24 protein-coding genes and 3 pseudogenes are annotated in these 26,454 nt (G+C 67.6%); 10 read left to right on the top strand and 17 right to left on the bottom strand.

The annotated features are described in order from the left end of the window. The 5 genes and pseudogenes from ACYQ8K_RS22760 to ACYQ8K_RS22740 form a co-directional block, all read right to left on the bottom strand. A pseudogene (locus ACYQ8K_RS22760) lies at positions 1-911 on the bottom strand (hypothetical protein); the annotation flags it as partial. Further along, positions 908-1,642, bottom strand: coding sequence for an NUDIX hydrolase (locus ACYQ8K_RS22755; protein ID WP_459972528.1), 735 nt, complete (start codon positions 1,640-1,642; stop codon positions 908-910). The pseudogene ACYQ8K_RS22760 and the gene ACYQ8K_RS22755, both read right to left, overlap by 4 nt. A gap of 126 nt (positions 1,643-1,768) precedes the next feature. Continuing rightward, entirely contained in the window at positions 1,769-2,071 is a 303-nt protein-coding gene (locus tag ACYQ8K_RS22750; protein WP_459972527.1) for a hypothetical protein, read from the bottom strand. Positions 2,072-2,084: 13 nt separating this feature from the next. Then, entirely contained in the window at positions 2,085-2,333 is a 249-nt protein-coding gene (locus ACYQ8K_RS22745) for a hypothetical protein (protein WP_459972525.1), read from the bottom strand. Between the two features lie 110 nt (positions 2,334-2,443). Beyond that, entirely contained in the window at positions 2,444-3,925 is a 1,482-nt protein-coding gene (locus ACYQ8K_RS22740) for a putative alpha/beta hydrolase (protein WP_459972523.1), read from the bottom strand. 170 nt (positions 3,926-4,095) lie between these two features. Between ACYQ8K_RS22740 and ACYQ8K_RS22735 the strand changes: the two genes are divergently transcribed. From ACYQ8K_RS22735 to ACYQ8K_RS22725, 3 genes and pseudogenes are all read left to right on the top strand, one after another. After that, positions 4,096-5,538 (top strand): CCA tRNA nucleotidyltransferase, encoded by a 1,443-nt coding sequence (locus tag ACYQ8K_RS22735; RefSeq protein WP_459972521.1) that lies wholly within the window; start codon positions 4,096-4,098, stop codon positions 5,536-5,538. A gap of 24 nt (positions 5,539-5,562) precedes the next feature. Further along, positions 5,563-5,793 (top strand): annotated as a pseudogene (locus ACYQ8K_RS22730) (pullulanase); the annotation flags it as partial. Further along, positions 5,769-5,912 (top strand): annotated as a pseudogene (locus ACYQ8K_RS22725) (hypothetical protein); the annotation flags it as partial. The pseudogenes ACYQ8K_RS22730 and ACYQ8K_RS22725, both read left to right, overlap by 25 nt. Here the strand turns inward: ACYQ8K_RS22725 and ACYQ8K_RS22720 are convergent. Next, positions 5,893-8,748: an MMPL/RND family transporter gene (locus ACYQ8K_RS22720; RefSeq protein WP_459972519.1), complete on the bottom strand. Its 2,856-nt coding sequence runs from the start codon at positions 8,746-8,748 to the stop codon at positions 5,893-5,895. The pseudogene ACYQ8K_RS22725 and the gene ACYQ8K_RS22720 sit on opposite strands and share 20 nt — an antisense overlap. After that, entirely contained in the window at positions 8,741-9,121 is a 381-nt protein-coding gene (locus tag ACYQ8K_RS22715) for a hypothetical protein (RefSeq protein ID WP_459972517.1), read from the bottom strand. Before ACYQ8K_RS22715 ends, ACYQ8K_RS22720 begins: the two co-directional genes overlap by 8 nt. Before the next feature lie 134 nt (positions 9,122-9,255). Here ACYQ8K_RS22715 and ACYQ8K_RS22710 point away from each other — a divergent pair, with 134 nt between their 5' ends. Further along, on the top strand, positions 9,256-10,482 hold the full coding sequence (locus ACYQ8K_RS22710; RefSeq protein ID WP_459972515.1) for a sensor histidine kinase: 1,227 nt from the start codon (positions 9,256-9,258) through the stop codon (positions 10,480-10,482). After that, complete coding sequence (locus tag ACYQ8K_RS22705; RefSeq protein WP_459972533.1) at positions 10,482-11,141, top strand: response regulator transcription factor; 660 nt, start codon at positions 10,482-10,484, stop codon at positions 11,139-11,141. Before ACYQ8K_RS22710 ends, ACYQ8K_RS22705 begins: the two co-directional genes overlap by 1 nt. Before the next feature lie 4 nt (positions 11,142-11,145). Here ACYQ8K_RS22705 and ACYQ8K_RS22700 read toward each other — a convergent pair whose 3' ends face one another. The 5 genes from ACYQ8K_RS22700 to ACYQ8K_RS22680 all read right to left on the bottom strand — a co-directional run bounded on the left by ACYQ8K_RS22700 (position 11,146) and on the right by ACYQ8K_RS22680 (position 16,704). Next, a complete protein-coding gene (locus ACYQ8K_RS22700; RefSeq protein WP_459972513.1) occupies positions 11,146-11,406 on the bottom strand; it encodes a hypothetical protein in 261 nt (86 codons plus the stop codon). Positions 11,407-11,590: 184 nt separating this feature from the next. Continuing rightward, positions 11,591-12,931 carry an aromatic ring-hydroxylating oxygenase subunit alpha gene (locus ACYQ8K_RS22695; protein WP_459972511.1) on the bottom strand — a complete coding sequence of 447 codons (1,341 nt, stop codon included), beginning with the start codon at positions 12,929-12,931 and terminating at the stop codon, positions 11,591-11,593. A 12-nt stretch (positions 12,932-12,943) separates the two neighbouring features. Next, positions 12,944-14,704, bottom strand: coding sequence for an N-acyl-D-amino-acid deacylase family protein (locus ACYQ8K_RS22690; RefSeq protein ID WP_459972509.1), 1,761 nt, complete (start codon positions 14,702-14,704; stop codon positions 12,944-12,946). A gap of 141 nt (positions 14,705-14,845) precedes the next feature. Further along, the gene (locus ACYQ8K_RS22685; RefSeq protein WP_459972508.1) at positions 14,846-15,982 is read right to left on the bottom strand and encodes a phosphotransferase; all 1,137 of its coding nucleotides are present in this window, start codon (positions 15,980-15,982) and stop codon (positions 14,846-14,848) included. Between the two features lie 101 nt (positions 15,983-16,083). After that, complete coding sequence (locus tag ACYQ8K_RS22680; protein WP_459972506.1) at positions 16,084-16,704, bottom strand: TetR/AcrR family transcriptional regulator; 621 nt, start codon at positions 16,702-16,704, stop codon at positions 16,084-16,086. A 125-nt stretch (positions 16,705-16,829) separates the two neighbouring features. Between ACYQ8K_RS22680 and ACYQ8K_RS22675 the strand changes: the two genes are divergently transcribed. Next, complete coding sequence (locus tag ACYQ8K_RS22675) at positions 16,830-17,966, top strand: hypothetical protein (RefSeq protein WP_459972504.1); 1,137 nt, start codon at positions 16,830-16,832, stop codon at positions 17,964-17,966. Beyond that, the gene (locus ACYQ8K_RS22670; RefSeq protein WP_459972503.1) at positions 17,963-19,045 is read left to right on the top strand and encodes a phosphotransferase family protein; all 1,083 of its coding nucleotides are present in this window, start codon (positions 17,963-17,965) and stop codon (positions 19,043-19,045) included. The genes ACYQ8K_RS22675 and ACYQ8K_RS22670 overlap by 4 nt, the downstream gene beginning before the upstream one ends. On the opposite strand, the gene ACYQ8K_RS22665 is transcribed toward ACYQ8K_RS22670, so the two are convergent. Then, entirely contained in the window at positions 19,046-19,489 is a 444-nt protein-coding gene (locus tag ACYQ8K_RS22665; protein WP_459972531.1) for an ATP-binding protein, read from the bottom strand. Between the two features lie 59 nt (positions 19,490-19,548). Then, positions 19,549-19,926, bottom strand: a complete 378-nt coding sequence (locus ACYQ8K_RS22660; protein WP_085291004.1) for an STAS domain-containing protein — start codon at positions 19,924-19,926, stop codon at positions 19,549-19,551. A 357-nt stretch (positions 19,927-20,283) separates the two neighbouring features. On the opposite strand from ACYQ8K_RS22660, the gene ACYQ8K_RS22655 reads away from it, so the two are divergent. The 3 genes from ACYQ8K_RS22655 to ACYQ8K_RS22645 all read left to right on the top strand — a co-directional run bounded on the left by ACYQ8K_RS22655 (position 20,284) and on the right by ACYQ8K_RS22645 (position 23,018). Beyond that, the gene (locus ACYQ8K_RS22655; protein ID WP_459972500.1) at positions 20,284-21,426 is read left to right on the top strand and encodes a catalase family peroxidase; all 1,143 of its coding nucleotides are present in this window, start codon (positions 20,284-20,286) and stop codon (positions 21,424-21,426) included. Further along, positions 21,423-21,971 carry a cytochrome b gene (locus ACYQ8K_RS22650; protein WP_459972498.1) on the top strand — a complete coding sequence of 183 codons (549 nt, stop codon included), beginning with the start codon at positions 21,423-21,425 and terminating at the stop codon, positions 21,969-21,971. Before ACYQ8K_RS22655 ends, ACYQ8K_RS22650 begins: the two co-directional genes overlap by 4 nt. A 153-nt stretch (positions 21,972-22,124) precedes the next feature. Beyond that, entirely contained in the window at positions 22,125-23,018 is an 894-nt protein-coding gene (locus tag ACYQ8K_RS22645) for a fructose bisphosphate aldolase (RefSeq protein ID WP_459972496.1), read from the top strand. 1 nt (position 23,019) lies between these two features. Here ACYQ8K_RS22645 and ACYQ8K_RS22640 read toward each other — a convergent pair whose 3' ends face one another. The 3 genes from ACYQ8K_RS22640 to ACYQ8K_RS22630 form a co-directional block, all read right to left on the bottom strand. Beyond that, positions 23,020-24,096 carry a DUF190 domain-containing protein gene (locus ACYQ8K_RS22640; RefSeq protein ID WP_459972494.1) on the bottom strand — a complete coding sequence of 359 codons (1,077 nt, stop codon included), beginning with the start codon at positions 24,094-24,096 and terminating at the stop codon, positions 23,020-23,022. Between the two features lie 78 nt (positions 24,097-24,174). Further along, entirely contained in the window at positions 24,175-25,347 is a 1,173-nt protein-coding gene (locus ACYQ8K_RS22635) for a sulfotransferase family protein (protein ID WP_459972492.1), read from the bottom strand. After that, positions 25,344-26,441 carry a DUF1214 domain-containing protein gene (locus ACYQ8K_RS22630; protein WP_459972490.1) on the bottom strand — a complete coding sequence of 366 codons (1,098 nt, stop codon included), beginning with the start codon at positions 26,439-26,441 and terminating at the stop codon, positions 25,344-25,346. The genes ACYQ8K_RS22635 and ACYQ8K_RS22630 overlap by 4 nt, the downstream gene beginning before the upstream one ends. Between the last annotated feature and the right edge of the window lie 13 nt (positions 26,442-26,454).

Raw genomic sequence — 26,454 nt, 5'->3', positions numbered from 1 at the left:
GTGCCGGGCAGCTGCGCGGGGCCGTCGGGAGAGTCGGACACGACGTAGCCGGCCGTCATCGCGTTGACCGTGACCAGCAGATCCGGGTCGATCGCCAGACACAGCGCGCGGCCGACGGCGCCGTCCGGGTCGACGTCGTGACTGGTGGCGACTTCGGCCGAGGCCAGCAGGATGTCGAGGCGGCCGCCGCTGGCCAACGAGGTGGCCAGGTCGTCGTCAACCAGCCGCACCGGAATGGTTCCGCCGGGTACGCCGGGGGCCAGCCGGGGCCGGTCGGCCAGCGGCCACAGCATGGTCATCAACACCGGTTTGGACGTATCGGGCGCAACGGCCGAGCCCACGTCGTCGGCGTGGTCGGGCGGCACCCCAACCGCGGGCAGCAGGAAGCGCGCGTTGTCGAGCCGGGCGGGCGCGCCGTAGTCGGGCGTGCCGTTGACGTTGACCAAAACGGGATAGATACCGGGCTTCTCCACGCCCAGCGACGGCTTGGTCAACGCGCGCAGCGGGGCCGACAGGGTGAACCCGACCTCTTGCCCGCGCTGCAGTTCGGGCGCGACGGTGAGAAAATCCGCGGCGGGCTGATAGCCGTCGGTGTCGCCGTCCAGGGTGGTGCGCAACCCGGCGGAGGCGGTGACCGCACCGGCGTGCTCGAGCCGGACCATGACGTCGCGGACCGGGCGGTCGCCGATGTTGGTCACCATGCCGCTGACGGTCACGGCGGGCGGACTGGTCGTGGTGACCACATCCGGGGTGACTTGATCGATGCGGACCCGCACGAACGGCGTCACCCCAGGCTCGCCCGCGGCCGCCGGCGGCATCACCGGCGCGGTAAGCACCGCGATACCGGCCACGATGGCGAGCACGGCGGCGAGACGCACCGAGCCGGCCCAACGCAGACGCGGAACGCTCACGGCCCCGGTCCGTGGCCGTTCTTCCGGCCCGCGGCCGGTTTGTCAGAATGCCGAGTCCGCGAATGGGTCTGCGGGCGGCGCCGCGGCGAGCTAGGCGGCAGCGGCGGAAGCGCGGCCGGACCATCGCTCTGCAGCTTGTCGATCAGCTCATCGGCCACCCGGGCCAGGCGGCGCTCGTCGGCGTAGGCCAGCCGGGACGGCAGTTCGCCCATCGGTACCCAGGCCACCTCGGCGACCTCGAGATCCTCGTCGCACAGCTCGCCGCCGGAGAAGCGCATTAAATAGTGGTGCACGGTCTTGTGCACGCGACGGCCGTCGGTGACGAACCAGTAGTCGATGCGGCCCAGCGCGGCCAGCACGCTGCCCCGGATTCCGGTCTCTTCGGCCACTTCTCTTATCGCGGTCTGCTCGGCGGTCTCTCCGAGTTCGATGTGCCCCTTGGGCAGCGACCACAGCATTCGGCCCCGCCGGTCGATGCGTCCGATCAACGCGGCGACCTGAGACTCGCGTGGTCCGTCGAGCCCGTCGATGACCAGCCCCCCGGCCGAGGTTTCGTGGACGGTACGCAACTGATCCGGTCCGCGCCGGGACGCGCGGGATCGCCGCGACTTGGTGGCCGTCGAATCACCGCTCACTTGACCGGCGGTTTCGTTCTCGGACGAAGTTGGGGTGCGACGGCCGCGCCGACGCCCCCGGCGCCGACGTGGTTTGTCTTGTTCGCCGTCCGACACCCAAGCGATAGTAGCTGGCACGGCATATTCTCCCGGAGATACTCGCCGCGGCTGAGTGCGGGAGGACGCGGCGAGGTGGGCAAGCCGTGCCGTTGCTCCAGTCCGCCAAAGTGGGCAGGTCTTGGGTTAGATGGGACCGATCGCCTGGGCGATGAGCCAGACCGGAACGAAGATTAATACTGACAACGGCGCCGAGACGCTGCCCCAAAGCATCCCGCGGCCAATCTGGCCGGGCTTGCCGGTGGTCCGCGCAACGAAGGCGCCAATTCCCGCATACGCAAGTAATACGGGTGCCGCAAGAAGAACCAAGATCAGCCAGGGCATGAAAAGCCAAGTGGCAAAGTCAATCACGAGGATGTGCGCCAGGGCGACGAGAAAACTGAGTGGCCCGTAACGGCCATTCATTGGGGCAGAAGGCGTTCCGTCCACCGGTACACCCCTTTCATCGCATGGTCAGGTAGGCGTAAGAGACGCCGCCGACGAGTACAAGGGCGGAACAGCTGGCGAGGCTGAGCGAGATACCGCGACGTCGCGAGGACGGCGTCCACGCCAGTGCGCCGCTGATCGACAACGACACCGCCGAGGCGATCAGCGACGCAGTCACCATCCAGGCGCGTTCGCCCGCGTACGCACTATGCGTTTTGAACGGCCCCTCGCCCAACAGCCATAAAGTGAGCATCAGCAACGCCAAGACACCTTGCACGACAAATGGTGCAGATACGGTCGCTATACGCCACGCCTCAGCATCAAAGAATGGCTTGTGAGCCGAAGACCGCATAACTAGTCGTCCTCACTTTGTGATCAGGCCGGAACTGCACTACCTGTGGGCAAAGGGGGCACAGAAGGGATGTCGGTGACTGGGCCAAAGGTGGTGGCAGGTAGAGGAGTCGGCACATCGTACTTTGGATTCCATCGGCCGGTGTCGAACGGCGCGAACGCCTTACCGCCGAGCGGGCCTACGTCATGGTGCCGGGGCAAATTCAACAGGGGTCCGTCTGAACTGCCGGATCGCGCCGGGTCGATAAGCACCGTGTGCGTCGCGCCAGCTGGCCGGTCTTGATACACCTCCAAGGAGGGGTAATTGCTGCGCGTGCCATTCACCTGCACACCTTCCGGCTCCGGGGTGAACACCAGGTCACCGTTGACCGTCACCGTGTGGTCCATAAGGGGTCCCTTGGGATCGGCGGAGATGCCTGGCGCGAAAGGATTGCCGGCGTCGTACTTGATCCGGACCGATCCATCGGAAAGCTGCGTCACGCTGCCTTTGGGAATGCCGACCTTCACAGGGCCTGGCCCGCCTGTCGAGTTTTCTTCGACGGAAGGATTCTGCCTCAAGACGACGATGCCATTTTCGTAGTCGATGTATGTGGTTACCTTGGTGTCCTCTGGGTCGAAATTGGGATTGGCCCCGCGGTTGTTCCCGAGATCTCGCTTCCAAGGCGGAAAGCTTCTTACATCGCGCTGCTCGATCCACTGCGACACACGGACTACTCCCTGCCCGGGCACGGGGCGAATCCTGACCACTCGAACCTCAGACTTGGCGCCGTTGAACTTCGGATCATAGGTGTGCGGGTCCAGGGCTGCAGCGGTTTCCCAGTCTGCGGCCGAAGATGGTTCACGGCCAAAGACCTGTTTGAAGGCCTCAATCTGGTTATGACGACGTTGGTCCTGCGAGGGCGATTCCGGAACATCGCCGTCAAATGCCTGGATTAAGGGGTCGTACCCGTCCTGCTTACGCAGGTTGGCCATCGAAGCGTGCAGCTGCTGAGAATATTGATCGCGGATTCGCGTCAGATTGCTTACCGATGCCTTGGTGTCGTCGATCGCATGCTTCTCGAGGCCGTCGATGTAGTGATCGAGCAGTTGCCTTTCGGATTCTGTGAGCTGGGGGTTTTTCTCCAGCTCCACAGCCTCACCGATTTGATCGTCGAGACCCTGAAGCGCGCCTTCGAGCGCTGAAATCTCGCCCTTTCCTAATCGTTGGGCCTCGGCAAGTGCGGCCGCGACGTTTTCTAGATCGGCTCCGATTTTGGGCGATTGCGCGGCTTGTAACCCGAGCGAGGTCGTGGCCCGTCGAACCTCGGCCGAGTCGTTGATCGGATTCTCGCCGTTCTCGTGCGTCCAAGCCTTATCGAAGCGACTCCGCGCCAGCTGGAATGCCGCTTCCGCTTCCGTCGTGGATTGCCCGGCGTTGTGGAATGCTGTCGCAAGGTTCGAGATCTGGGCCGGCCGCCCGCTCTGCAGCGTGTCGTTGATCTTCCACGGGTCCCCACCCGCGAACATGATCAGTGCGCCCTTGCTTATGTATCGGAGATGCACCGCGCCGTCCCGCCGTTCACCCTTCTTGTCGCGGCTAACGGTACTGGCGCTCGCCGCTGGGTCAATTCACCTTCGATGGCGTGCGAGCCTCCTCACAGGGGCTTTCCGTCCCGGGCCGACTAGGCTGATCGAACGTGCCAGACGCCGCCCAGGATGCCGACCTGCTGACCGCCGCCGCGGTCGCCCTGAATCGGCATGCGCCCATGCTCGCCGAGCTCGGCTCCGCATTCGAAGCCGCGGGCCACGAGCTCTACCTCGTCGGCGGCTCGGTGCGGGATGCATTGTTGGGCAGGTTGAGTCCCGACCTGGATTTCACCACCGACGCACGCCCCGAGCAGGTGCAACAAATTCTGCGACGGTGGGCCGACAACCTGTGGGACACCGGGATCGAATTCGGCACCGTCGGCGTCGGCAAGGGTGACAATCGCCTGGAGATCACCACCTTTCGCGCCGACACCTACGACCAGGTCTCGCGGAATCCCGAAGTGCGCTTCGGCGATCGCCTCGAAGACGATCTGGTGCGCCGCGACTTCACGGCCAACGCGATGGCCGTGCGCATCACGCCCCAGGGGCCGGGCGAATTTCTCGATCCGCTGGGCGGTTTGGCGGCCCTGCGCGCGCGGATCCTCGACACCCCCGCCGCACCTGAGGTGTCCTTCGGTGACGACCCGTTGCGGATGCTGCGTGCGGCGCGGTTCGCGGCGCAGCTCGGCTTCGGTGTCGCGCCCCGGGTGCGCGAGGCGATCGACCGGATGGCCCCGCAGCTGTCCCGGATCAGCGCCGAACGGGTGGCCACCGAGCTGGACAAGCTGGTGCTCGGCGACGACCCGACGGCCGGCATCGATCTGCTGGTGCAAACGGGCATGGGTGACGTGGTGCTGCCGGAGGTCGGCGGCATGCAGATGGCCATCGACGAACACCACCAGCACAAGGACGTCTACCAGCACTCGCTGACCGTGCTGCGCCAGGCGATCGCCCTGGAGGACGACGGCCCGGACCTGGTGCTGCGGTGGGCCGCGCTGCTGCACGACATCGGCAAGCCCGCCACGCGGCGCCACGAGGCCAACGGCGGTGTGAGCTTTCATCACCACGAGGTCGTCGGCGCCAAGATGGTCCGAAAGCGGTTGCGGGCGTTGAAGTATTCCAAGCAGATGGTCGAGGACATCTCGCAGCTGGTCTATCTGCATCTGCGGTTCCACGGCTACGGCGATGGCAAGTGGACCGACTCGGCGGTGCGCCGCTACGTCACCGACGCCGGGCCCCTGCTGCCACGGCTGCACAAGCTGGTGCGAGCCGACTGCACGACCCGCAACAAGCGCCGGGCCGCGCGGTTGCAGGCCAGCTATGACCGGCTCGAGGCGCGGATCGCCGAGCTGGCCGCCCAGGAAGATCTGGCGCGGGTGCGCCCCGATTTGGACGGCAACCAAATCATGGAGCTGCTCGGCATCCCGGCCGGCCCGCAAGTCGGCGAGGCATGGCGGTTTTTGAAGGAGCTCCGGTTGGAGCGCGGTCCGCTGGACAAGGAAGAGGCGACCGCGGAGTTGTTGGCGTGGTGGCAATCTCGGGGGAACGACTAGCGACAGCCACGCGTCCGAATACGCATGGACTACTGCTTGGCTGGCGATAACGGCGCGGCCGCCTTTTGGCATGGACAACCCGATCTGGATCTGGACCACGACGGTCGCTTCGAGTCGATCGGGATGGATTTCGACCACGACGGTCTGCGCGACGACGCCCTCGCGGATCTCGACGGCGACGGCCTCGTCGACCACGCCGTGCTGGACCTCGACAACGACGGAACCCCCGAGACAACGATCCGCAGAACCGGATCAACCGCAATGTCCGGGCCCAGACGCTGCCGCCGGGGCGTGGCCTGCTGGTCAGCGTCGACGGCGACGTCGAGGGCGTGCTGGTCGGCTTGCCGTCGTCGGTCATACCGCCGCAGCAGTAATCAGTTGCGGCTCCGGCGTTTTCACTGTCGGCGTGGCGGCGCGGCGGGGGAGTGTGCTGGGCCACCAGAACCACCGGCCCAGCAGCGCCACGATGGACGGCACGATGAAGGCCCGTACCACCAGGGTGTCCAGCAATAGCCCGACTGCGATCGTCGTGCCGATCTGGGCGATGCTGAGCACGCTGCTGCTGAGCAGCGCGAGCATGGTCAACCCGAAGATGACTCCGGCGACGGTGACCACCCCGCCGGTCGCGCCGAATGCCCGGATGATGCCGGTCTTCAGACCCGCCGCCGCTTCCTGCTTGATGCGCAACGCCAGCAGCAGGTTGTAGTCCGCGCCGACGGCGATCAGTGCGATGAAGGCGATCGGCGCGACGGCCCAGTGCAGGTCGTGATGAAGCAGGTGTTGCCAAATCAGCACGCTGGCACCGATCGCCGACGCGTATGAGGTGACGACGGTCCCGACGACGACCAGTCCCGCGACGGGGCTGCGCAACATGGCGGTGACGATCAGAAAGATGAGGACCAGCGCGGCACCCACCAACAGCTCCGTGTCGCTAGCGACGAAGCGCTGCAGATCGGCGGTCACCGGCCCCACCCCGGCCAGGTCGACCTCGGTCGGGGTGAGGGTGCCTTCCTTGGTGGCCTCCTTGATGGCGGTGTGTACTTGGTCCGCCCGCTTGGCGCCGTCGGCACCCCACTCCGAACCGTCGCCATACACCAACAGGTAGGCGGCGCGGCCGTTCTCGGAGATCAGGTGGCCCAGTGCGACGATGTACCGCGGGTCCGTCAGCGCCCGCTGCGGCATATAGAAGTCCGCCGCGGCGCTGCCCTGGAACTGGGTGGCGATCTCGTTCATGTAATCGGTCAGCTGGCGCATCTGAGGCGCGAGCGTGTCGGACAGGCTCAGCAGGTCATGCGTCGCCGAACGCGCCTGCCCCAGAGCGTCTTTCATCGACGTGACGCTCTGCGGCAGGGTGGCCATCGCGGTGGCGGCCGTGCTCGAGCCGGTGGTGAGCTTCGCCGCACCCGCGCCCAGGCGAGTGGATGTCTGCACCAGGCTGTCGACGGGCTGCAGCACGCGGTCCACTGTGGAGCAGATCGGGTTGGCGGCGCAGTCGGGGGTCCGCCCGACGAAGTCACGCAACGGGTCGAGGTAGCCCGACACCGTCGTGACATTGCGCTGCAGCCCGTCCATCCCGGCCCGCATGTCTTCCGCGGCGCCGGACATGTCCGTCAATCCGGCACTGCCACCGCGCAATCCGTTGCCCAGCCCGTCGACCGCAAGCTGGGTTCGGGCCAGCGCGCCGTCCAGCTCGGAGACCCGCTTGAGGCGCTGGGTCAGCGAATCCATGGTGTCGCCGAACTGACGGCCCAGCACACCGGCCTGGTAGCTCAACGTCGCCTGTTCGGGCACCTTGCCGTCGGGCCGGCTGGCGGACTGTACCGCCCGCACGCCCGGGACGGCCATGATGTGGCGGGTGATGCGCTCGATGGCGATCAGGCCGGCCGGGTTGCGCAGGTCATGGTCGGCCTGGACGGCGACGACGTCGGGTAGCAGCGCGTTGGCCGCGAAATGCCGGTCGGCGCTGGCAAAGCCACGGTTGGAGTCGGTGGACGACGGCGTGGCCGCGGGTTCGTTGAAGCCGACCCGCATGCTGAGCAACGGCAGCGCGATCAGCAGGGTCAGCGCGAGCGCGGTGATCAGGATCGGCCCGGGCCAGCGCGCCACCGTGGTCCCGACGCGCCGCCAGCGACGCGCGGTCGCGGACCGCCGCGGTTCCAGATATCCGCGGCGGATCGCCAGGCTCATCAGCGCAGGGGTCAGGGTCAGCGCGGCCACCATGGTCGCGAGAATGCCGATGGCGCAGGGCAATCCGGCGCTGCGGAAGGACCCCACCTTCGCGAACACCAGGCAGGCCAGCGCCACCGAGACGGTGAGCGCCGATCCGATGACCACGGGGGCGATGGAGCGGTAGGCCTGTGTCAGCGCCTGGGCGGGTTCGACACCGCGGCGCCGGCCCTCGTGGTAGCGGCCGACCAGGAAGATCGCGTAGTCGGTGCCGGCCCCGAGCGTCATGGCCGCCATCAGCGCCACCGAGAACAGCGACACCTCGACGACGTTGGCCTGGCCGAGGGCGGCGACGACTGCGCGGGCCAGAGCCAGGGCGAGGCCGACCGAAATCAGCGGGATCGCCGCCGCGACCGGCGATCGGTAGACCACCAGCAACAGCAGCAAAATGAGACCGATGGTGGCGGCGGTGATTCCGAGCATCTGGCGGTCGATCGCGGAGAATTCGTCGACGATGGTGGCGCCGGGGCCGGTGACATGGACCTGCAAGCCGGCCGGCGGTGCGAGCTTGTGGACGGTCCCGCGCACGGCGTCCACCGAGTCCCGCGCCTGCGCGGTGCCGAGCATGCCGGCCAGCCGGACCATCACGCTGACGGCCTTGCCGTCCGAACTCTGCGCACCGGCGGCGGTGGCGGGCTGCGACCACAGGTCGGTCACCGCATACACATGACGCGGATCCGAACCGAGCGCTGCTGTGAGCGCATCGTAGAACCGGCGATCCTGCGGCGTCAGCCGCCGATCGCGTTCCAGCACAACGTAAACGAAGTTATTGCTGGGCGTCTGGTTGAACAACTCGGCGGCCCGTGCCGCCGCCACCGCACTGGGCGCCCCGGGCGGCATGAACGACCGGGCATGGGAGTCGACGACCCGCTCCAGTTGCGGGACAGCCACATTCGCGACTCCCGCCACCAGCACCCAGAGGCCGACGATGAGGGTCGCGTACCGACCGGTCAGCCGGGCAAGGCTTCCCAGTCGGTCATGCAACGGTCTGCCGATCACCGGTGGACCCGCCAAACAGGCCCACGGCCACGTGCTCACCGCGGGTGAGCGAGCGCACCCGCAGCGAGCGGCGGGTGCCGATCTTCACCAACGCGTGCAGGCCGGGCTCGGCGGCTTCCAGGTCGGAGCGCACCTGTTCGGCCGACGCGCCCTCGTGAGCGGCCTGATCCAGCTTGGCCACCAGCATGGTGATCCAGCGCTGGCCGAGCGAAAGCAGCAAGCCCTCCTCGTCGCCGAAGAGCTCGGACACCTCGGATGACTTGTCGATCAAAGCAAGTGCCGCCTCGGGGTCCGTTTCGGCGGCTTTGATCACCTCGGCCATGAAGGCCATGCGGTTGTGCAGCAGTGTCCATGTCATGACTGAAACGTTAGGAAAACAGCCATGCGCTGCGCGTCGTGCCGAAGTGCAGTCTTTGCCTCCTACCACGGGCGGAGACCGGTACCGACCCCGGAAGGATGTGACGGGGCGCCGCGCTCTTCTAGGATTGGACGATGTTGCACGCCGCAGCGGATTACCTGCGGGAACAGCTTCGCCGACGCAGCGAACTGATTCCCGTCGGTATCACCTGGGCGGCGCTGATCTCCGTGGATGCCGCCCTCGTGCTCGGCGGCGTGATCGGGACGCTGCAGCGGCCCGCGGCCGACCTGCCGGTGTCGCTGACCGCATTCGCCATAGCCCTGGCGCCCTCGGTTGCGTTTGTCGTCTTCAACATGAAGATGACCCCGGGGCCGTTGTGGGCGACCTGGTTGGTGTCCTCCGCGCTGACGCTGTTTGGCACGTCGACCCCGATTCGCGCCGATTTCGGACCGGCGCTTTTGGTGCTGATGGTCTTGGTGGTCGCGACGCTGGGGTCGGTTCTCGGCGGCTTCCTGGCAGCCATGTCGGCCGTCGCCATGTTGCTCACCGCGTCGGCCCTACATCGCCTGGACGCGGTGGTGCTGTATCTGGGTTTCGTCGGGGCGGGGTGGTTGCTCGGCTACCTGATGCGCACCCAGCGGCTGCTGCTCGCCGAACAGATTGCGGCGCAGGAGAAGCTGGCCGAGCACGCCGCCGCCGATGAGCGGCGGCGCATCGCGCGCGAGGTGCACGACGTGATCGCCCATTCGCTGAGCATCACCCTGCTGCATGTCACCGGCGCGCGCCGCGCGCTGCAGCAGGACCGCGACGTCGACGACGCGGTCGAGGCTTTGGAGCAGGCCGAGCGGCTGGGCCGTCAGGCGATGGCCGACATCCGCCGCACCGTCGGGTTGCTCGACAATTGGCCCACCAAGGCCGCCAAACCCGCGCAGACCGCGCCCGAACCCGGCATCGACGACATCGCGGTGCTCGTCGAGGGTTTCCAGCGGGCCGGTCTGGCCGTCGGCCTGTGCGTTGAGGGCCCCACCGATCACGTGTCGCCCGCGGTCGGCCTCGCGCTGTACCGCATCACCCAGGAGTCGCTGGCCAACATCGCCAAGCATGCGCCGGAATCGAAAGCCGGTGTGGTGTTGGATATTTCGCCCGTCTCGGCGCGGCTCGCCATCACCAATCTGCTTCCCGCGGCGGTGATGGCCGCGCGATCACCCGAAGGGCGCGGCTTGCGCGGCATGCGCCAGCGCGTCGAGCTGCTGGGCGGGGCCATCGACGTGGGCCCCACCCGCGACGGCTGGTCGGTGTGCGCCGAAATCCCGCTGCAGGAAGGCGATACGGCCTGGCGCCCGTGGTGGTGCAAGGCGTGATCCCAGATAATTCGACGCCCGAGATCAGCGTGCTGCTCGTTGACGATCAGGACCTGGTGCGGTCGGGCCTGCGCCGGATCCTGCGCCGCAAGGACGGTTTCGTCGTCGTCGCGGAATGCGCCGACGGTGACGAGGTGCCCGCGGCGGTGGCCGAGCACCGGCCCGACGTGATCGTGATGGATCTGCGGATGCGCCGCGTCGACGGCATCGAGGCGACGCGCAGGCTGGGCGGCCGGCCGCCGGTGCTCGCGCTGACCACCTTCAACGAGGACGAGCTGTTGTCGGGAGCGCTGCGCGCCGGCGCGGCCGGCTTCGTGCTCAAGGATTCGTCGGCCGAAGAACTGATCCGCGCGGTCCGGGCGGTCGCCAGGGGCGACAGCTATCTCGATCCGGCGGTGACGTCGCGCGTGCTCACCACGTACCGCAAGGCCGCGCCCGGGCCGCGCGGCACCGCGATCGGCGAGCTGACCACCCGCGAACTCGACGTGCTGACGCTGATCGGCCAGGGCCTGTCGAACGCGGAGATCGCCAGCCAACTGTGCATCTCGGGCGTCACGGTCAAGAGCCACATCGGCCGCATCTTCGGCAAGCTCGATTTGCGTGACCGCGCCGCCGCGATCGTCTACGCGTACGACAACGGCATCGTCGCGCCGCGCTGACGACCTATAAGGGCGCCGACTGCTCCGTCAGGTTCAGCAGCAGGTAGGCCATGCACACCAGGAAGTTGAGCACCACCATGATCAGGCCCGCGAACATCAGCGATCGGGCGCCGCGCTGCTTGAGCCGCTTGTAGCGGGCGGCACGCAATTCGCGGTCGAGCCGGATCGCGATCAGCGCGAAGTTCACGTTCATCAGTTCGTGGGCGGCCAGCGGCGCACCCTCCAGCATTTGCCGCAACCGCTCCGGTGCCGTTCGAACACCCACCCGTTCGAAGTTGTGGCACAGACGTAGCGCCCGCCGTCGGCGGAGCGTTTCATAGGGCAGCCGGAGCCGCCGCGCGAGTTGCCCTCGATCGTCCCCCCAGGGGTAAGACGGGGTCATCACAAGCGGGATTGTAGATCGCTCGGCGCCACCTTCGCGCTGCGGACACGAATTCTGTTGCGAGGTATCACTTCGACGCACCGCCGCTCATTTGCTGGGTCGTGGGCAACTCGAGGTAGCGTTCCAGGTTGCGATGCATGTTGATCACGCGTCGTTCCTCGCTGGACAACACCAGGTGTGTGAAGCCGGGTTGATGCATCCCGCGCTGCAAGCCGGGAAGCACCGCGACGTCTTGGGTGAGCACCACGCCGGGGTCGGCCGCATCGGCGGCCATACGCACGTCCGTCGGCTTGGCGCGCGGCGCGCCCGGCCGCATTCGCGTCATCAAGAACATGATCAGCTCGCCCTTGTCGGGGGAGGGGTCGGGGGCGGGCCGCGAGCACATGACGGTCAGGTGGTCGGCGTTGGTCAACAGTGTCATGTTGGGAAACACGTTGTACTGATGCAATCGGGTCATCCGGTCGGTATCAGCCCAGTTGAGATCGACACCGCGGCTCGCGGCGAAGGCCCGGGTGCGGTCCGCGATCAGGTCGGCAACGGTCTGGCCGGGCCGGCGTTCGTCGGCGGGGAAGGGCGTGCCCTCGGCCGCGCCCATCAGCGCCCCCTGTGTGTAGACGTAGGCGTTCCAGACCTCTTCGTCACTCAGCGCGCCGTCGAAGCGCGGGCTTTGCACACCATAGGGCTGATCCGACTTACCGGTGTGGCCCCAAATCCGTTGCGGTGCATGGATATCGTCGACGCAGCGCAGCAGTTCGGGATGCAGGGTCTGAATGTGGTACGTCTCGCTGTACCCGTCGGCGATCGTTTTCCAGTTGGCGTCGACCTCGACGGTCAAGGTGGCGTAGCAGCGGAAATCCTCCAGGTGGCACCAGGCGATGTCGTCGGGAACCGCCTCCAGGTACTCGGTCAATGACACCGCGCCCGGGTCGAGATTGACGAAGACGAGCCCGGCCCAGGTGTCGACGCGAGCGGGTATCAGTGGAAAGTCGGACATCCGCAGCGAGCCGAAACCCTTGCGGTTGGGCACCCGTTTCAGCGCCCCGGCCAGGTCCCAGGTCCACCCGTGATAGCCACACTTGAGTTCGCTCAGGCCCGAACCCGACCCGGTGCACAGCGAGTTGCCGCGATGCCGGCAGACGTTTTGGAATGCGCGGAGCACCCCGTCGTCATCCCGGACGATCAGCACACCGTAAGGGCCGCAGCGGTATTCGAAGTAGTCGCCGGGTGCGGCGACGTGGTCGACCATGCAGGCCAGTTGCCACACCCGCGGCCACATCCGCTGCGTTTCGAGCGCGGCGAAGGCGGGGGAGTAGTAGCGCTCGGCCGGCACCAGCGTCGGGTTCTCCGGCGGGGTGCCGATGGCATCCTCGTCGCGGGTCCGCGCCGGATTACCGGCCGCCGTTGTCATCGAGCGCAGTTCTCAGCGCGCTCCGCGGACCAGCCGTCCGGGGCGCGCACCGGTGTCGACGTCCTTGCGGCGGGTCACCGTGCCGCTGACGATGGTCGCCGCATAACCGCTGGCGCCCTGCAGGATTCGGTTCCCACCGGCGGGCAGGTCGAACGCCATTGCCGCCGGGTGCAGGGTGAGGGCATCCATGTCGATGACGTTGATGTCGGCCTTCTTGCCGGGCTCGATGGTGCCGCGGTCGGTGAGGCCGAACAGGTGAGCGGTGTCGCGGGATTGCTTGCGGATCACATACTCCAGCGACAGCTTCTCGCCCCGGCGCCGGTCCCGCGCCCAGTGGGTGAGCAGGAACGTCGGGTAGGACGCATCACAGATCATCCCGCAATGGGCGCCACCGTCGGAGAGTCCGAGCACACCCGCCGGGTGCAGCATCATCTCGCGGATCGCGTCGTGGTTGCCGTCGGCGTAGTTGAACAACGGCAGCATCAGCATGTTGGTCGCGTTCGACTCCAGCATCAGGTCGTACAGCGTGGACAGCGGGTCCTCACCGCGGGCCTTCGCGATGGCCGCGACGGTGCGGTCGGGGGTCGGCTCGTAGTCGGGCGGATTGCCGAGCGCAAAGAGCCTGCCCAGCGAGTGCTGCACCAAGGCGAACATCCCGTCGAACAACAGGCTGGGGTCGACGGGCAGGTCGTCCTCGGACAGGATGGCGGCTTTCACCGCGGGGTCGGCCAGTCGCTGCGCGAGCTCGTCGCGGCCGCACTCGGCCGCCAGCCGGCGGTAGGTGGGCCGGTGGCTGAATCCGTGATGCCCCTGGAAGCCGATCATCATGCCGAATGGCCGCGCCGCGATCTGCGGATGGAGGCGGGCGCCCGCCGCGTGCGCGTCGGCGGACAGGTCCAGCATCTCGCGCCACAGTTTCGGATCGGCGTCCACCTGGATCAGCGCGAAGGACACCGGCCGATCGATCTCGGCGCTGAGTCGTCGCATCCAGTCCAGTTCCTTTTTGGGACCGATGATGTCCTCGCCGGCCGCCCCCTGCGGTGCCAGCTCGAACACGGCCCGACCGCCGGCCGCCATGGCGCGGCCGAGGCCGAACAGCTCTTCCTCGGCCGCGAAGGTGCCGGGGACCGGTTCGCCGTCCATCGCGCGGTGACCCATCGTGCGCGACGTGGAGAAGCCGAGCGCGCCCGCCTCGATCGCCTCACGCACCAACCGGCCCATCGCCGCGATGTCCTCGGGCGTGGCCGGTTCGTTGCGGGCGCCGCGCTCGCCCATCGCGTAGGCGCGGACGGCGCCGTGCGCGACCTGGCTGGCCACGTCGACGGCGAACTTCTGCTTGCCGACCGCGTCGAGGTACTCGGGGTAGGTCTCCCAGCCCCAGGTGATGCCTTCGGTCAGCGCGGTGCCGGGGATGTCCTCGACGCCCTCCATCAGCTCGATCAGCCACTGCTCGCTACCGGGCCGCACGGGCGCGAAGCCGACGCCGCAGTTGCCGGTCACGATCGTGGTCACGCCGTGGCCGCTGGACGGTTCCAGCAGGCTGTCCCAGCTGACCTGCCCGTCGTAGTGGGTGTGGATGTCGACGAAGCCGGGAGCCACCACATGCCCTGTGGCATCGATGGTTTCGGCTGCCTCGCCGCCCATCGCGGGGCCGTCGGCGGTCCGCCGCACGACGTCGACGATCTTGCCGTCCTTGATGCCGATGTCGGCCGGGTAACGTTCCGCGCCCGTGCCGTCGACGACGGTTCCACCGATGATCTTGAGGTCGAACATGAGGCTCCTCTTCGCCGCCGTGGGCTGTCTCTGGAGGGCTGAGCCGTGAGGCGCGCAGCATTTCGCTACGCTAGGTAGCGTAACTCTTGGCGCGGCGAAGGCAATAGCCTCAACCGAATTGGGTCGGGCCCTACGTCGGGCCTACAGGGAGCGCTTCAGGGCGGCGACGGTTTCCAGATCGTCGAGCGCGGCGACGCCGCGGCGCAGGCCTTCCATCGCGATGTCTTCGAGCTGCATTCCGCCCATTCCGGTGGTGATCAGCGGGGCGACGTACGCGTACAGGGCGCCCTGGCGGAACCGCAGCCACAGGTCGTCGCGGCCCAGGTCGGGGCCGCCGGAGGCGACCAGCGCCCGCCGGTAGTCGTCGAGGAGTTCGCGCTGGTTGGCCCGCCGGTCTTCCGGCGTCAGGCTGGTGATCAGCGTGTAGGCCAATTCGCGGGAGGGGTGCCCCCGGCGCACCGCCTGCCAGTCCAGCAGCCCGGCCTTGCCGCCGTGGAAGTACATGTTCCCCGGGTGCGCGTCCCCGTGCATGACGGTATGCGGGGGAGTGTCGATGAGTGCGGCGACGGCACGGTAGTTGTCCGCGATGAACGCGCCGCTGTCCACCGGGATCGTGGTGCGCTCGGCGAGCCGCTTGATCGAGGTGTGCATCAACGAACCGGTCAACAGCGACGTGACGTCACCGGAGGGGGTGTACAGCCAGCCCATCGGGCCGCGTCCGTCTCGCGGCAGCCGGCCCCAGAAGGTGGCGTGCAGCTCGGCCAGCAGCTCGATGATCAGGCTGGCCTGGTCGGCAGACAGGGGGTGCAGCGTGTCCGGGAACTCGCACGACTCGGCCGGCAGGTCCTCCAGGACCAGCAGGTAGCGGCCGGTCAACGCGTCGAAAGCCGCGCCGTAACAATAGGGGACGCCGACGACCTGCGGCGCCAGCTCACGATAGAACCGGACCTCGGTCTGTCCGAGGCGCCCGAGCTCGCCCATCAGCCGGGTGGCGGCGGTCTGCGCCGCGACCTTGACGAACACCGAGTCGGGGACATTCTTGCCGGTCAGCACCAGGCGGCCGCGGGAGGACGTGCCCGCGTCCTTGCTCAGGACACGAATCGACCGAACGGTGGTGCCCATGACCTGGGACAGGGCCGCTGGGTCGATGTCTTCGACCGTCCGCGGTAGGCCGAACCGGCCGCCCACCACGACATCGGTGGCCACCCGGCTCGCGCCGCGGCCCAGGTGAGCGGCCAGGCCGAGGATAGAGAACGCTTGTCCCACAGGAATTTTCATGTCCATCCATCCTGATTCGCAGACCGGCCGCGGTGCTCTGCTTCAACACCGGTGGCCTCGGGCAAAACCAACTGAACGTCTGGACATCAGACAATATACGATTATTGTCTGATCTGTGGCACCAGGGCCCTCACCACGAACTGCTCGACGAATTCTCGTTTGTCCGCGGCGGGGCGATAACGCCACGACGGCGCCAGTAAGAACAGGGTCGTGGTGTGCAGCCACTGGACGATCGACCGGAAATCGACGTCGGGGTAGAGCAGCCCCGCCGCCTTCCACCGGTCCAGCAGCGGACCGTAATGCCGCAGCAGCAGCTCCACGATGGGTTCCGAACCCTTCTCGAGCGCCGAGGCCACCGCGGTGCTCTCGGCCGCGAACAGCGCTTCGTTCAGCGCGTTGCCGTCCACCGACTCCACCCGGGCCAGCACCATCTCGGGCAGCGACCGCACCGGGTCGTCCGGGGTGGGCAGCGAGCGCACACACTCGGAAAGCGCGCGGTCCACACGCGTCATCATCAGGCCCAGCAGGACATCGTCGCGGGCGGGGAAGTACCGGTACACCGTCGACCGTGACACCCCCGCTTCGTCGGCCACCTCGCCCATCCGGAACTGCGTGTTGCCGCGCCGGACGATGCAGCGGCCGGCGGCGTCCAGGATCCGGCTGCGGGCCTCCTCGTCGTCGAGGATCGCGCGGTCGTCGCCCCATCGCCGGCTCGGTTCCATGGCGGCGATATTACGGGATGCGTTGTGCTGCTTTGTTATCGGACGCGGGCAGAATTCGGCGCGGCCCGCCACGCTGATGAATCCTCCTGCAGCACAGATACTTTGCCAGTGAGAAAGGGCGATCGATGGGGTATTCCGCCGCGGACGAATCCTTCACCCATCAGCTGCCGACGACGTTCGACCAGGTGCACAGCACCGACCCGACGTGGTCGGACCGGTGCTACTTCTTCGCCGCGTCGCCGGACGGGACCATGCTGCTGGCCAGCGGTTACGGCAATAACCCGAACACCGCGAGCGGGCTGGGCTACGTCAAGGTCAGCCTCGCCGACGGCCGACACTGGGACCTGTTGTCCGGACGCCCGGTCAGCGGTGACGACCGCGGCGACCTGAGCGCCGGGCCGATGCGCTGGACCTGCGTCGAGCCGCTGAAGAAGTGGCGACTGGACATCGAGCCCAACAACTCCGGAATCGAGTGGGAGCTCTACTACGAGCCCACCGCCCCGATGTGGGAGCTGTTGCCCATGAAGGTGCATGGCAAGGACGGCGAATTGCTCGCGGACATGTACCACATGAAAGAGCCGGGACGATGGAGCGGATGGGTGCAAATCGACGGCGAGCGCATCAGCGTCGACGGCTTCCACGGCGGTCGCGACCGCACCTTCGGGGTGCGGATCTCCGATAAGATCGACTTCTGGTTGTGGCTCGACGCTGGTTTCGACGACCATGCCATCGAGGCCTGGATCATCGAATCCTCGGACGGCACAGTCAATTACGTCGACGGCGGCATCACGTACGCCGACGGCACCCTGTCGAAACGATTCGTCAAGATCGAACACGAGGTCGAATTCGACGGCGACCGCAAGCGGCCCACCCGCGCGGTGCTCGTCTTCACCGACGAGGACGGCCAGGTCCATCGGGTGACCGCCGAGGCGCCCCATCTGGAGGTCAACGCCTACTACGGCCTGCCGATGGCGCACTGCCAGTACGAGGACCTGGGTGGCGGCGCCTACTTCATCCATTTCGCTTGGGACAGTTGCGATCCCGAGCAGCTTGCCGAGACGGAGAATAAGTCGATGGCCCTCGACCAGCTGATGCGTTTCGCGCGTGACGGCCAGATCGGTTGGGGCATCTTTGAATTGCTGCTTGGTGGGCAGGGCTATCGCCGCTACCCCAACTGGACGGCGATGGACATGTCCGCGTTCACCCAGGACAAGACCCCGGTCGATCGGCTGCCCGCGGACGGCGACGGAGTCGGCCAATGACGCTGGGCGTCGAGCTGGAACAACGGTTGAGCGGCTGGCTGCGCACACAGCTGCCGGGCGCTGACGAGGTGCGCCTCGAGGGCATCGACCGGGTGAGCTTCGGACACTCGGCCGAGATGATGACGCTGGGCGTGGTCGCCCGGCGCGGCGGTCGTGACGATCGCCAAGACGTGGTGCTGAGGCTGCGCCCGCGACCACCGGCGCTGCTGGAGCCCTACGACCTCGCGCGCCAGTTCACGATCCTGCGCGCCCTGGCCGATACGCCGGTGCGCGTCCCGCGGGCGCTGTGGCTCGAACCGACCGGCGACGTCCTCGGCAGGCCCTTCTTCGTGATGGAGCGGGTCGGCGGTCGGGTGTACGAGATGGAACCGCCGGCCGACGCCACCGAGCAGACGGTGGTGCGGATGTGTCAGAGCCTGGTCGAACAATTGGCCGCCATCCACGCCGTCGACCTCGGCCGCACCGGGCTGGACACCCTCGACGACGGCGTCGGCCACCTCGACCGCGAACTCGGGCACTGGGCCGCGGAGATGAACCGGGTCAAGCGCGGACCCCTGCCCGCCCTGGAGCGGCTACACCGCGAACTGGTCGCCCGCCGGCCGGCGCCGTGTCCGAAGGTCACGCTGGTGCACGGCGACGCGAAACCCGGCAACTTCGCCTTCACCGGCGGCGAGGTCAGCGCGGTCTTCGATTGGGAGATGACGACGGTCGGCGACCCGCTGACCGACATCGGCTGGCTGGAAATGCTGTGGATGCAGCCGGTCGGGATCAACAGCCACCCCGCCGCCCTGTCCATCGACGCCCTGCTCGCACAGTACGAGTCGGCCAGCGGCATCACGGTCACGAACCGGCCTTGGTACCGGGCGTTCAACGCCTTCAAGATGGCCGTCATCTGCCTCATCGGTGCGATGCTGGTCGAGGACGGCCACAGCGACGATCAGAAACTCGTGCTGGCCGCCTACGGCACCTCGCTGCTGACCGGCGCCGGGCTCACCGAACTCGGCATCGACGAATCGCTCGACGACGGCCCGGTGCTGCCGCGCGAGGAACGCATCCAGCAGGTGCTGGCGTCGGGCTGATCAGGCGCTACAGCCGGGACCGGTCACGCCGCTCCAGGTCAACGTGACGCGGGTGCCCTGCGCCGTGCGGTCGATGGCGACGTCGTCGGCCAACGCCTCCATCAGCGGGATGCCGCGGCCGCGCATCTGCTGCTGGTACTGGACGGGCTTCTGCTGGCGCCACCGGCCGCGGTCATCGACGATTACCGCCAGAGTGCCCGAATCGCGGTCGTAGGCCGCTCGCACGTCGACCGTCCCGCGCTCCGCGGCGTCGACGTAGGCGAATTCCGCGGCGTTGGCGATCGCCTCGTTCACCGCCAGCAGCAGATCGTTGAAGCGGTCGTCGTCAAGCGAGAAATGCCGTCCGAGCCACACCCCGAACTCGGCGCGGGTGCGGGCGGCGCTGCGGGCGTCGGCGGTCACGCGCGTCCGCACGAAGCGGGATCGATCATCGATGTTCGACACGTTCTGCGGCTGATCAGAGCGTCCCATCGTCCCCAGTTGCGTCCTCACCCTGTCGGGGCTCACTCACCAGCGAGACCGCTCAGAGCGCCGTCGAGGCTGCTGTAGAGCGAGAGCACGCTGTCGATTCCCATGAGTTTGATCGGCCGGCTGGTGGCCGAGCCGTTGGCAACAACGGCGAACTGCGTCGGCGGCTCGATCTCCGACTGCGCGGTCACCAGGACGGTCATCCCGGCCGAGGCCAGGAAACCGACCTTGGACAGATCAACGATCAGCGCCGCGGGCTTGGTGGCCAGCGCGGTCTGAATGGCGTCGGCCAGCAGCGGCGAGCTGAGCATGTCGACTTCGCCGGAGACGGTCAGCACGACCGCCTGATCTACCTGGTGTTTGCCCACTTCGAAAGCGGTCGGATCAACGAAGTCGCCGGATTGTTCGCCCATGGTCTTTCACTCACATTCGGTCCCGTGTGGGACACAGCTAGCTCGAAAATAGCAACTGTCATACCGGGGGCTGTTGATTCAACCCCGCGGGAACACGCTTGCCTACGGAGGAGACGCACCCCGTCAATCCGCACTACTGAATGCAGATACAGCTACAAGTGTTTAGCCAATGGTAGGACACGCGCCGTAGCACGCTCAAAATGCTGAACGATTTCGGGCGCCGCGACGTAAGTCCGGATGTGCGTGACGGCCGGCGCAGCAGTTGCACGGGGCATCGGCCCGTGCGTGAATTGCTTCCACCGGTTTCGTTCTCAGCCCGCACGGCGTGGCCTGCACACACGGGAAGGGCGGTGGGCCGTGGAGCCCGGTGAACGCGGCGTCGGACAAGACGGTGACCCGAGGCCTGACGACCCCGCGGAGCCCGCACCGCCGCCGTCGCAATTCGGCGCGCTGAATCGGCGGCGCGCGCTACTCGGTATGGGCGCGGTGGCCGGAGTCGCCGCGGTCGACGTGTGCGGCTTCGCCTACGCCGGTGGCTGGCTGCGGCCGGGCGCGCTGACCCCGCCCCGGTTCACCGATCGCTTCGAGCACGTCTACGGCCGTCATGACGGCTTCCGGCGCAACCACGCCAAGGGGTTGAGCGCCACCGGAACGTTCGTCAGCAGTGGAGCGGCCGCGGCGATCTGCCGGGCCGCTGTCTTCCGGCGCGGGAGCGTTCCGCTGATAGGCCGGTTCTCGCTGTCCGGTGGGCTGCCCGACCAGCCCGACAAGCTGGACACCGTGCGCGGCCTCGGCCTGCTGTTCGACGGGCCCGTCGGCCGGCAGTGGCGCACCGCGATGATCAACATCCCGGTCTTTCCGGACAGCACGCCCCAGGGGTTCTACGACCGCTTGCTCGCCTCCAAGCCGCTGCCGGGCACCGGCAAGCCCGACCCGCAGCAGATGGCGGCGTTCCTACAGCGCCATCCCGAGACCGCCGCGGCCATGCGCCTCATCAAGCAGGCACCGCCGAGCGCGGGGTTCGCCGACAGCGCGTTTCACGGGCTGAACGCCTTCCGGTTCACCAACGGTGCCGGTGCGACGGTGCCGGTGCGCTGGTCGGCGATCCCGCAGCAAGGTGCCGACGTGACCGCATCGCCGGTGGCCAGGGACTACCTGTTCGACGCCGTGATTCGCACGCTGGCGCACACGCCACTGAGCTGGCGGCTGGTGCTCACCGTCGGCGAGTCGGGCGATCCGACCCACGACGCCACCCAACCCTGGCCGGCGGGGCGGCGGACCATCGACGCCGGCATCATCACCATCTCCGCGGTCCAGACGGAGGAGGCCGGCAACGCGCGCGACATCAACTTCGATCCCCTGGTGCTGCCCGACGGGATCGCTGCCTCCGACGACCCGCTGCTCGCGGCGCGGTCGGCGGTGTACGCCCGTTCATTCACCCGTCGCGCCGAGGAGGAAAAAACGGCCAGCGCGGTCGATGTCGAAGCGGTCCTGCAATGACGCCCGCGGCGCGGTTCACCCTGCCGTCCCGCGTTCTGCATTGGCTGATGGCGCCGATGGTCATCGCGCAGCTGCTGGTCGGCGTGACGATGGTCGCCGCGCTGAGCTACTACCCGCTGCTGCTGGCCATCCATCGGCCGCTGGGGCTGCTCATCCTCGCCTTCGCCCTGGTCCGGCTGGCGAACCGGCTCACGCACCGGCCGCCGGCCTTCCTGGCCACCATGAGCAAACCCGAACGCCGCATCGCGACGTGGTCGGAATACCTGCTCTACGGGCTGCTGCTGGTGCAGCGCCTGACGGGGTGGGCCATGCTGTCGGCGGCGCGGTTCCCGATCACCCTGCTCGGGCCGCTCGCGCTGCCCGGCATCGCGCCGCACAACATCGTCATCTTCGCGGTGCTCCGGCGGTGCCACACCGCCTTCGCGCTGCTGCTCTTCCTCGCGTTTACCGCCCATATGACGGCGGTACTCTTCCACACGCTCGTCTTGCGTGACCGGCTGCTGGACCGCATGGCGCTATGGCGCACCAAGGCCGGCGCCGGGTAGCCAGGCCGCGGCTGAGACCAAAATCGCAGTCCGACGACCTGCCTGCCCGGGCTCGAAGTGGCCGAATATGATCGGCACGATTCAGACTTGAGCGCGCGGGCACGGGCCGGGCGTGCGGTGCCCGTGAGGGCCACGAGGAACTGGGAGAGTTCAATGTCGAACCAGCAGCAAGCGGAACGGATGACGTCGGGCAAGGGATTCATCGCGGCCCTCGACCAGAGCGGCGGTTCAACACCCAAGGCGCTGCGCCTGTACGGCATCGAGGACAACGCGTACTCCTCCGAGAAGGAGATGTTCGACCTCATTCACCAGATGCGCTCGCGGATCATCACGTCCCCGGCGTTCACCGGCGACCGCGTGCTGGCGGCGATCCTGTTCGAGCAGACCATGGACCGCGAGATCGCGGGCAAGCCGTCGACCACCTACCTGTGGGAGACCAAGGGCGTGGTGCCGATCCTCAAGATCGACAAGGGTCTGGCGGACGCGTCGGATGACGTTCAGCTGATGAAGCCGATTCCGGGCCTCGACGAGCTGCTGGACCGGGCCGCCGGCCTGGGTGTCTTCGGCACCAAGGAGCGGTCGGTGATCGGGGGCGCCAACCCCAAGGGCATCGCGGCAGTGGTCGCCCAGCAGTTCGAGCTGGGCCACCAGGTGCTCTCGCACGGTCTGGTGCCCATCATCGAGCCCGAGGTCACCATCTCGATTTCGGACAAGGCGGAGGCCGAAGGCATCCTGCGCGACGAGATCACCAAGCAGCTCGACGCCGTCCCCGAGGGCCAGCGCGTCATGCTCAAGCTGAGCCTGCCCACCGAGGTCAACTTTTACCGTTCCCTGATCGAGCACCCGAAGGTAATGCGGGTGGTCGCGCTGTCCGGCGGCTACTCCCGCGAGGAGGCCAACGACCTGCTGGCGAAGAACACCGGGTTGATCGCCAGCTTCAGCCGGGCCCTGACCGAGGGCCTGACCGCCGACCAGTCCGACGAGCAGTTCAACGCCACCCTGGACAAGGCGATCCAGTCGATCTACGACGCCTCGGTCGCCGGCTGAGCTAGTACCGGTGCTGGGCCATGCGTGGTGGCCCGGCGTCGCCGTCCCCTTCGTCGGACACCAGGGCGGGCACCATCTCACTGGTCACCAGGCCCTCGTCTTGGGTCAATTCGTCGATGACGGCGAACGATTCGGCGATGTTGGCCGGGGTGTCGATCACGATGGTGACGACGGGTACCCGACGGGTCAGCGAGAACAAGCCGTCACCGTGCGGCGGGTGATCGCCGTGAAAACCCCAGACGCCGCGCAGCACCGTCGCGCCGTCGGCGGTCTTGGCCTGGCGCAGCCGCTGGGCGATCGCGCGGTGGATCGGCACACCGCCGTGGTGCGCCGACTCGGAGGTGTAGATCGTCAGCTGCTGGAACAGCGGCAGGCCGCGCTCGTCGACACCGGGCAGGGCGTGCGGCCGCTCCAGGAACTGGCCGTCGCGCTTGCACACCCGAACCCGTTCGAGGGTGAACAGGGGCCTGCGCAGCAGCTCGCCGAGCTCCGGTAACACGTGACCGATCCGCTCACCGGATCCGACGACGACGATCATCATCGGGACGTCGGCATTGCGACCAAAGAAGTTGGCGCGCTGGCGTTCTCCGTGCGCTACGCCGTCCACCCCGAGCAGCACCGTGGCGCCGGCGAGGCCGCGCCGGTGCATCAGATCGCAGAGCGCGATGTAGGCGGGTGTGCCGTTGACGCGTTGCTTGCGGCCGACGTAGATCGTCAACTTGACCGCGTCGCGCAGATCCTCGGGCAACTGCGGCGTGCCGATGCGCTCGTGGAGCAGCCGAGCGCGCTCCAGGGTGACCAGGCCGCGTTGCTTGACGGACAGCACCGGGTCGAGCAGGGCCTCGATCTTGGTTCGCGTGTCGACCGCGATGATCGCCACCGGCGGATCCTCCGACAACGTCAGCGACTCGTCGGTGCGCAGATAGTGACCGGTGCCGAACCCGCCGATGCCGCGCAGCAGGACGCCGCACGCGATGCGGTGCTGTGCGTACAGACCGAGCAGGACATCGGAGACAAAGCCGTCCCCGGTCCGCCTACGCTCGGCCAAATAGGTGGTGAGCTTCAGGCAATCGTCCATCGCCGCTCCCGTCGCCTCTCGGCGAGCCTACCCGCACGCAGACACCAAGCGCCGCAGCGGCGTTCGACGTGACCGACTTCAGCGCAGCTGTTCGGTGGGCACCCCGTAGCGCTCCTGGTAGGCGCTCACCCGCTCGCGCACCTCGACGGCGTCCAGCCCGGTATCCGACCAGGTGTACCGGCCGCGCCCGCCATCCGAGGGGTGAGAGGCCAGGAAGTTGCGCATCTTCTGCTCGGCGTCGGGCCGCAGCTCGCGGTCCAATCGCTCGTAGATGTCTTTGATCGTGGTCCACGGATCCTGCATGAAATCGGCGAATTGGACGTCGATCACCCGGCCCGCGGGCACCGCGCCGCTGGCCCGCAGGGCCATCTCTCGCTCCAGGCCGACGACGATCTCCTCATATGACTGGGCAGCGCACTCAATGATGCTGGATTCGTCGCTGCACATCCGGCGCAGGTGGTGGGTCAGCGCGGCGATCGACGAGATGACGTTGAGTGGATCGCGGTGGGTCTGCACGATCAGCGCGTCGGGGTATTCGGCCAGCAGCGCGTCCAGCTGCCACAGGTGTGCCGGCGATTTCAACAACCACTGGCCCGGAACACCGGATTGCAAGTGCTGCAAAAAGATTCGGTGGAAGCGGTAGGCGCCCGCGTGGTCGGCCTCATACAGCAGCCACCGGTAGTAACTCGGCAGTCGATACTGCACCGAGAAGATCATGCTGACGAACTCGGCCGCGGTGATGCGCACGCACTCCTGGCCGACCAGTGCGCCCATCGGATGAAAGGCCAGAAAGCCGGGCATGATCTGCTCGGAAAGGTCGATGCCGGCCTGGGTTTGGGCAATCCGGGGATCGCTGCGGTAAGTCTCAGGCCGCGGCACCGGACAGGGCTCGTCGACCTCCCAGGTCAGGGGTGCGCGCAGCTCGGGGTCCTGGGCGAGCAGGTCATAGAGGATCGTGGTGCCGGTGCGCGGCTGGCCGACGATGAAGATCGGCGCCTTGATCTCCTCGGCGGAGATCTCGGGATGTTGTTTGCGCCAAGCGATTACACCGAGCCGGTTCTTCAACGCCCGCATGAGGTCGACCTGCGCGATCTCGACGCCGATATCGGATAGCCGGGCGTCGTTGATCAGCCCGTCGGTGACCCGGTGCAGCCCGGGCCGCCAGCCCTCGTCGCCGAAGTCGTCGCTGCCGACTTCCTCGCAGGCGGCGGCGATGAGCCGTTCGGGGGCGAATCGGTCCCGCAACGTCATCTCCGCTCCCGGGCTTCGCGCACCGACACGGTGACCTCGGGCGGGCGCGGATTGTCCAGCCAGCGCAGGACGACGAAGCCGCGATGCCGGCCACCGGTGTCGAGCCAATGGCCAAACCCGAAGTCTTGCGCGGAGATTGCGATCCGCACCCGCCCGTCGGCATCGGGCTGGACGCCGCGATTCGTCACCGAACTGTGCCGGCGACGCGGCTCCAGGCATTCGTGCCAGATGCTTTCCAGCGTGACGTTCCAGTAGCGGGTGTCGGGCGGCGCGATGTCGAGGACCAGCGCCTGGCCGGGCTCGAGCCGGAAGGTCCCCATCATGTAGAGGTTGTCGGGCGTGGTGTCGGCCGCACCCAGATCGGCGGCGTGGGCCGTCAGCAAGGTGTTCGGCGTCTGCAGCAGTTCGGGCTTGATGGTGCGGTGCAGCGTCGCGAGCTTCATCAGCGACCACGCCAGCGCGGTGAACTGGTCGGCAAGCTCGTCGTCGGTCAGCGTCGTCACGGGACCGGGATCCAGCGCCTCGATGCGCAGGGTGGCCAGTTCCTCGCTCGCCCGGTCGCCGATGTATTCGCGCACGACCACCGACGAGGCGTCGTCGGGGGTCTGCACCCATTGGGCACCGGCCAGATCGGACGGTTCGTCGGCCGAGAGCACCAACGCGAATTCGCCTGAGTTGAGCGCGAGGTCGACGTCGCTGACGTAACCGGCCATTCGTCGTGGGGTCAGTCCGGTGCCGGCCAGGATCTGGAACCCGAGGTAGGCGCTGGTGCCGCGGGATCCGGTGATCCGGTAGCGGCGGTCGCCGCGGATCATCGCCAGGTAGTAGTTGCCGTCGGGGTTGGGACCCCCGATCATCCGGTTCTCCGAGCACATATCGAAGAACGACGGCCGCTCGGGGTCGGACTCGACGGTCATCTGCGCGCACAGCGACGACACCCGGGCGAGCACGCGCAGACCCTCGGCCAGCTCCCGCTCCGACTCGGCGTCCTCGATCACGATCGTGGTGACGTCACTCAGCATCTGCTGGACGAACTGCCACGCGGCGCGCGCTTCCGGGGCCGGCCGGCCGACCAAATCGGATATCTGAGACATCGTCTCATGCTAA

Source organism: Mycobacterium sp. MUNTM1 (genome assembly GCF_054660795.1).
The sequence above is the reverse complement of the archived record's forward strand: the minus strand, read 5'-3'. Positions and strand labels throughout refer to the sequence as shown.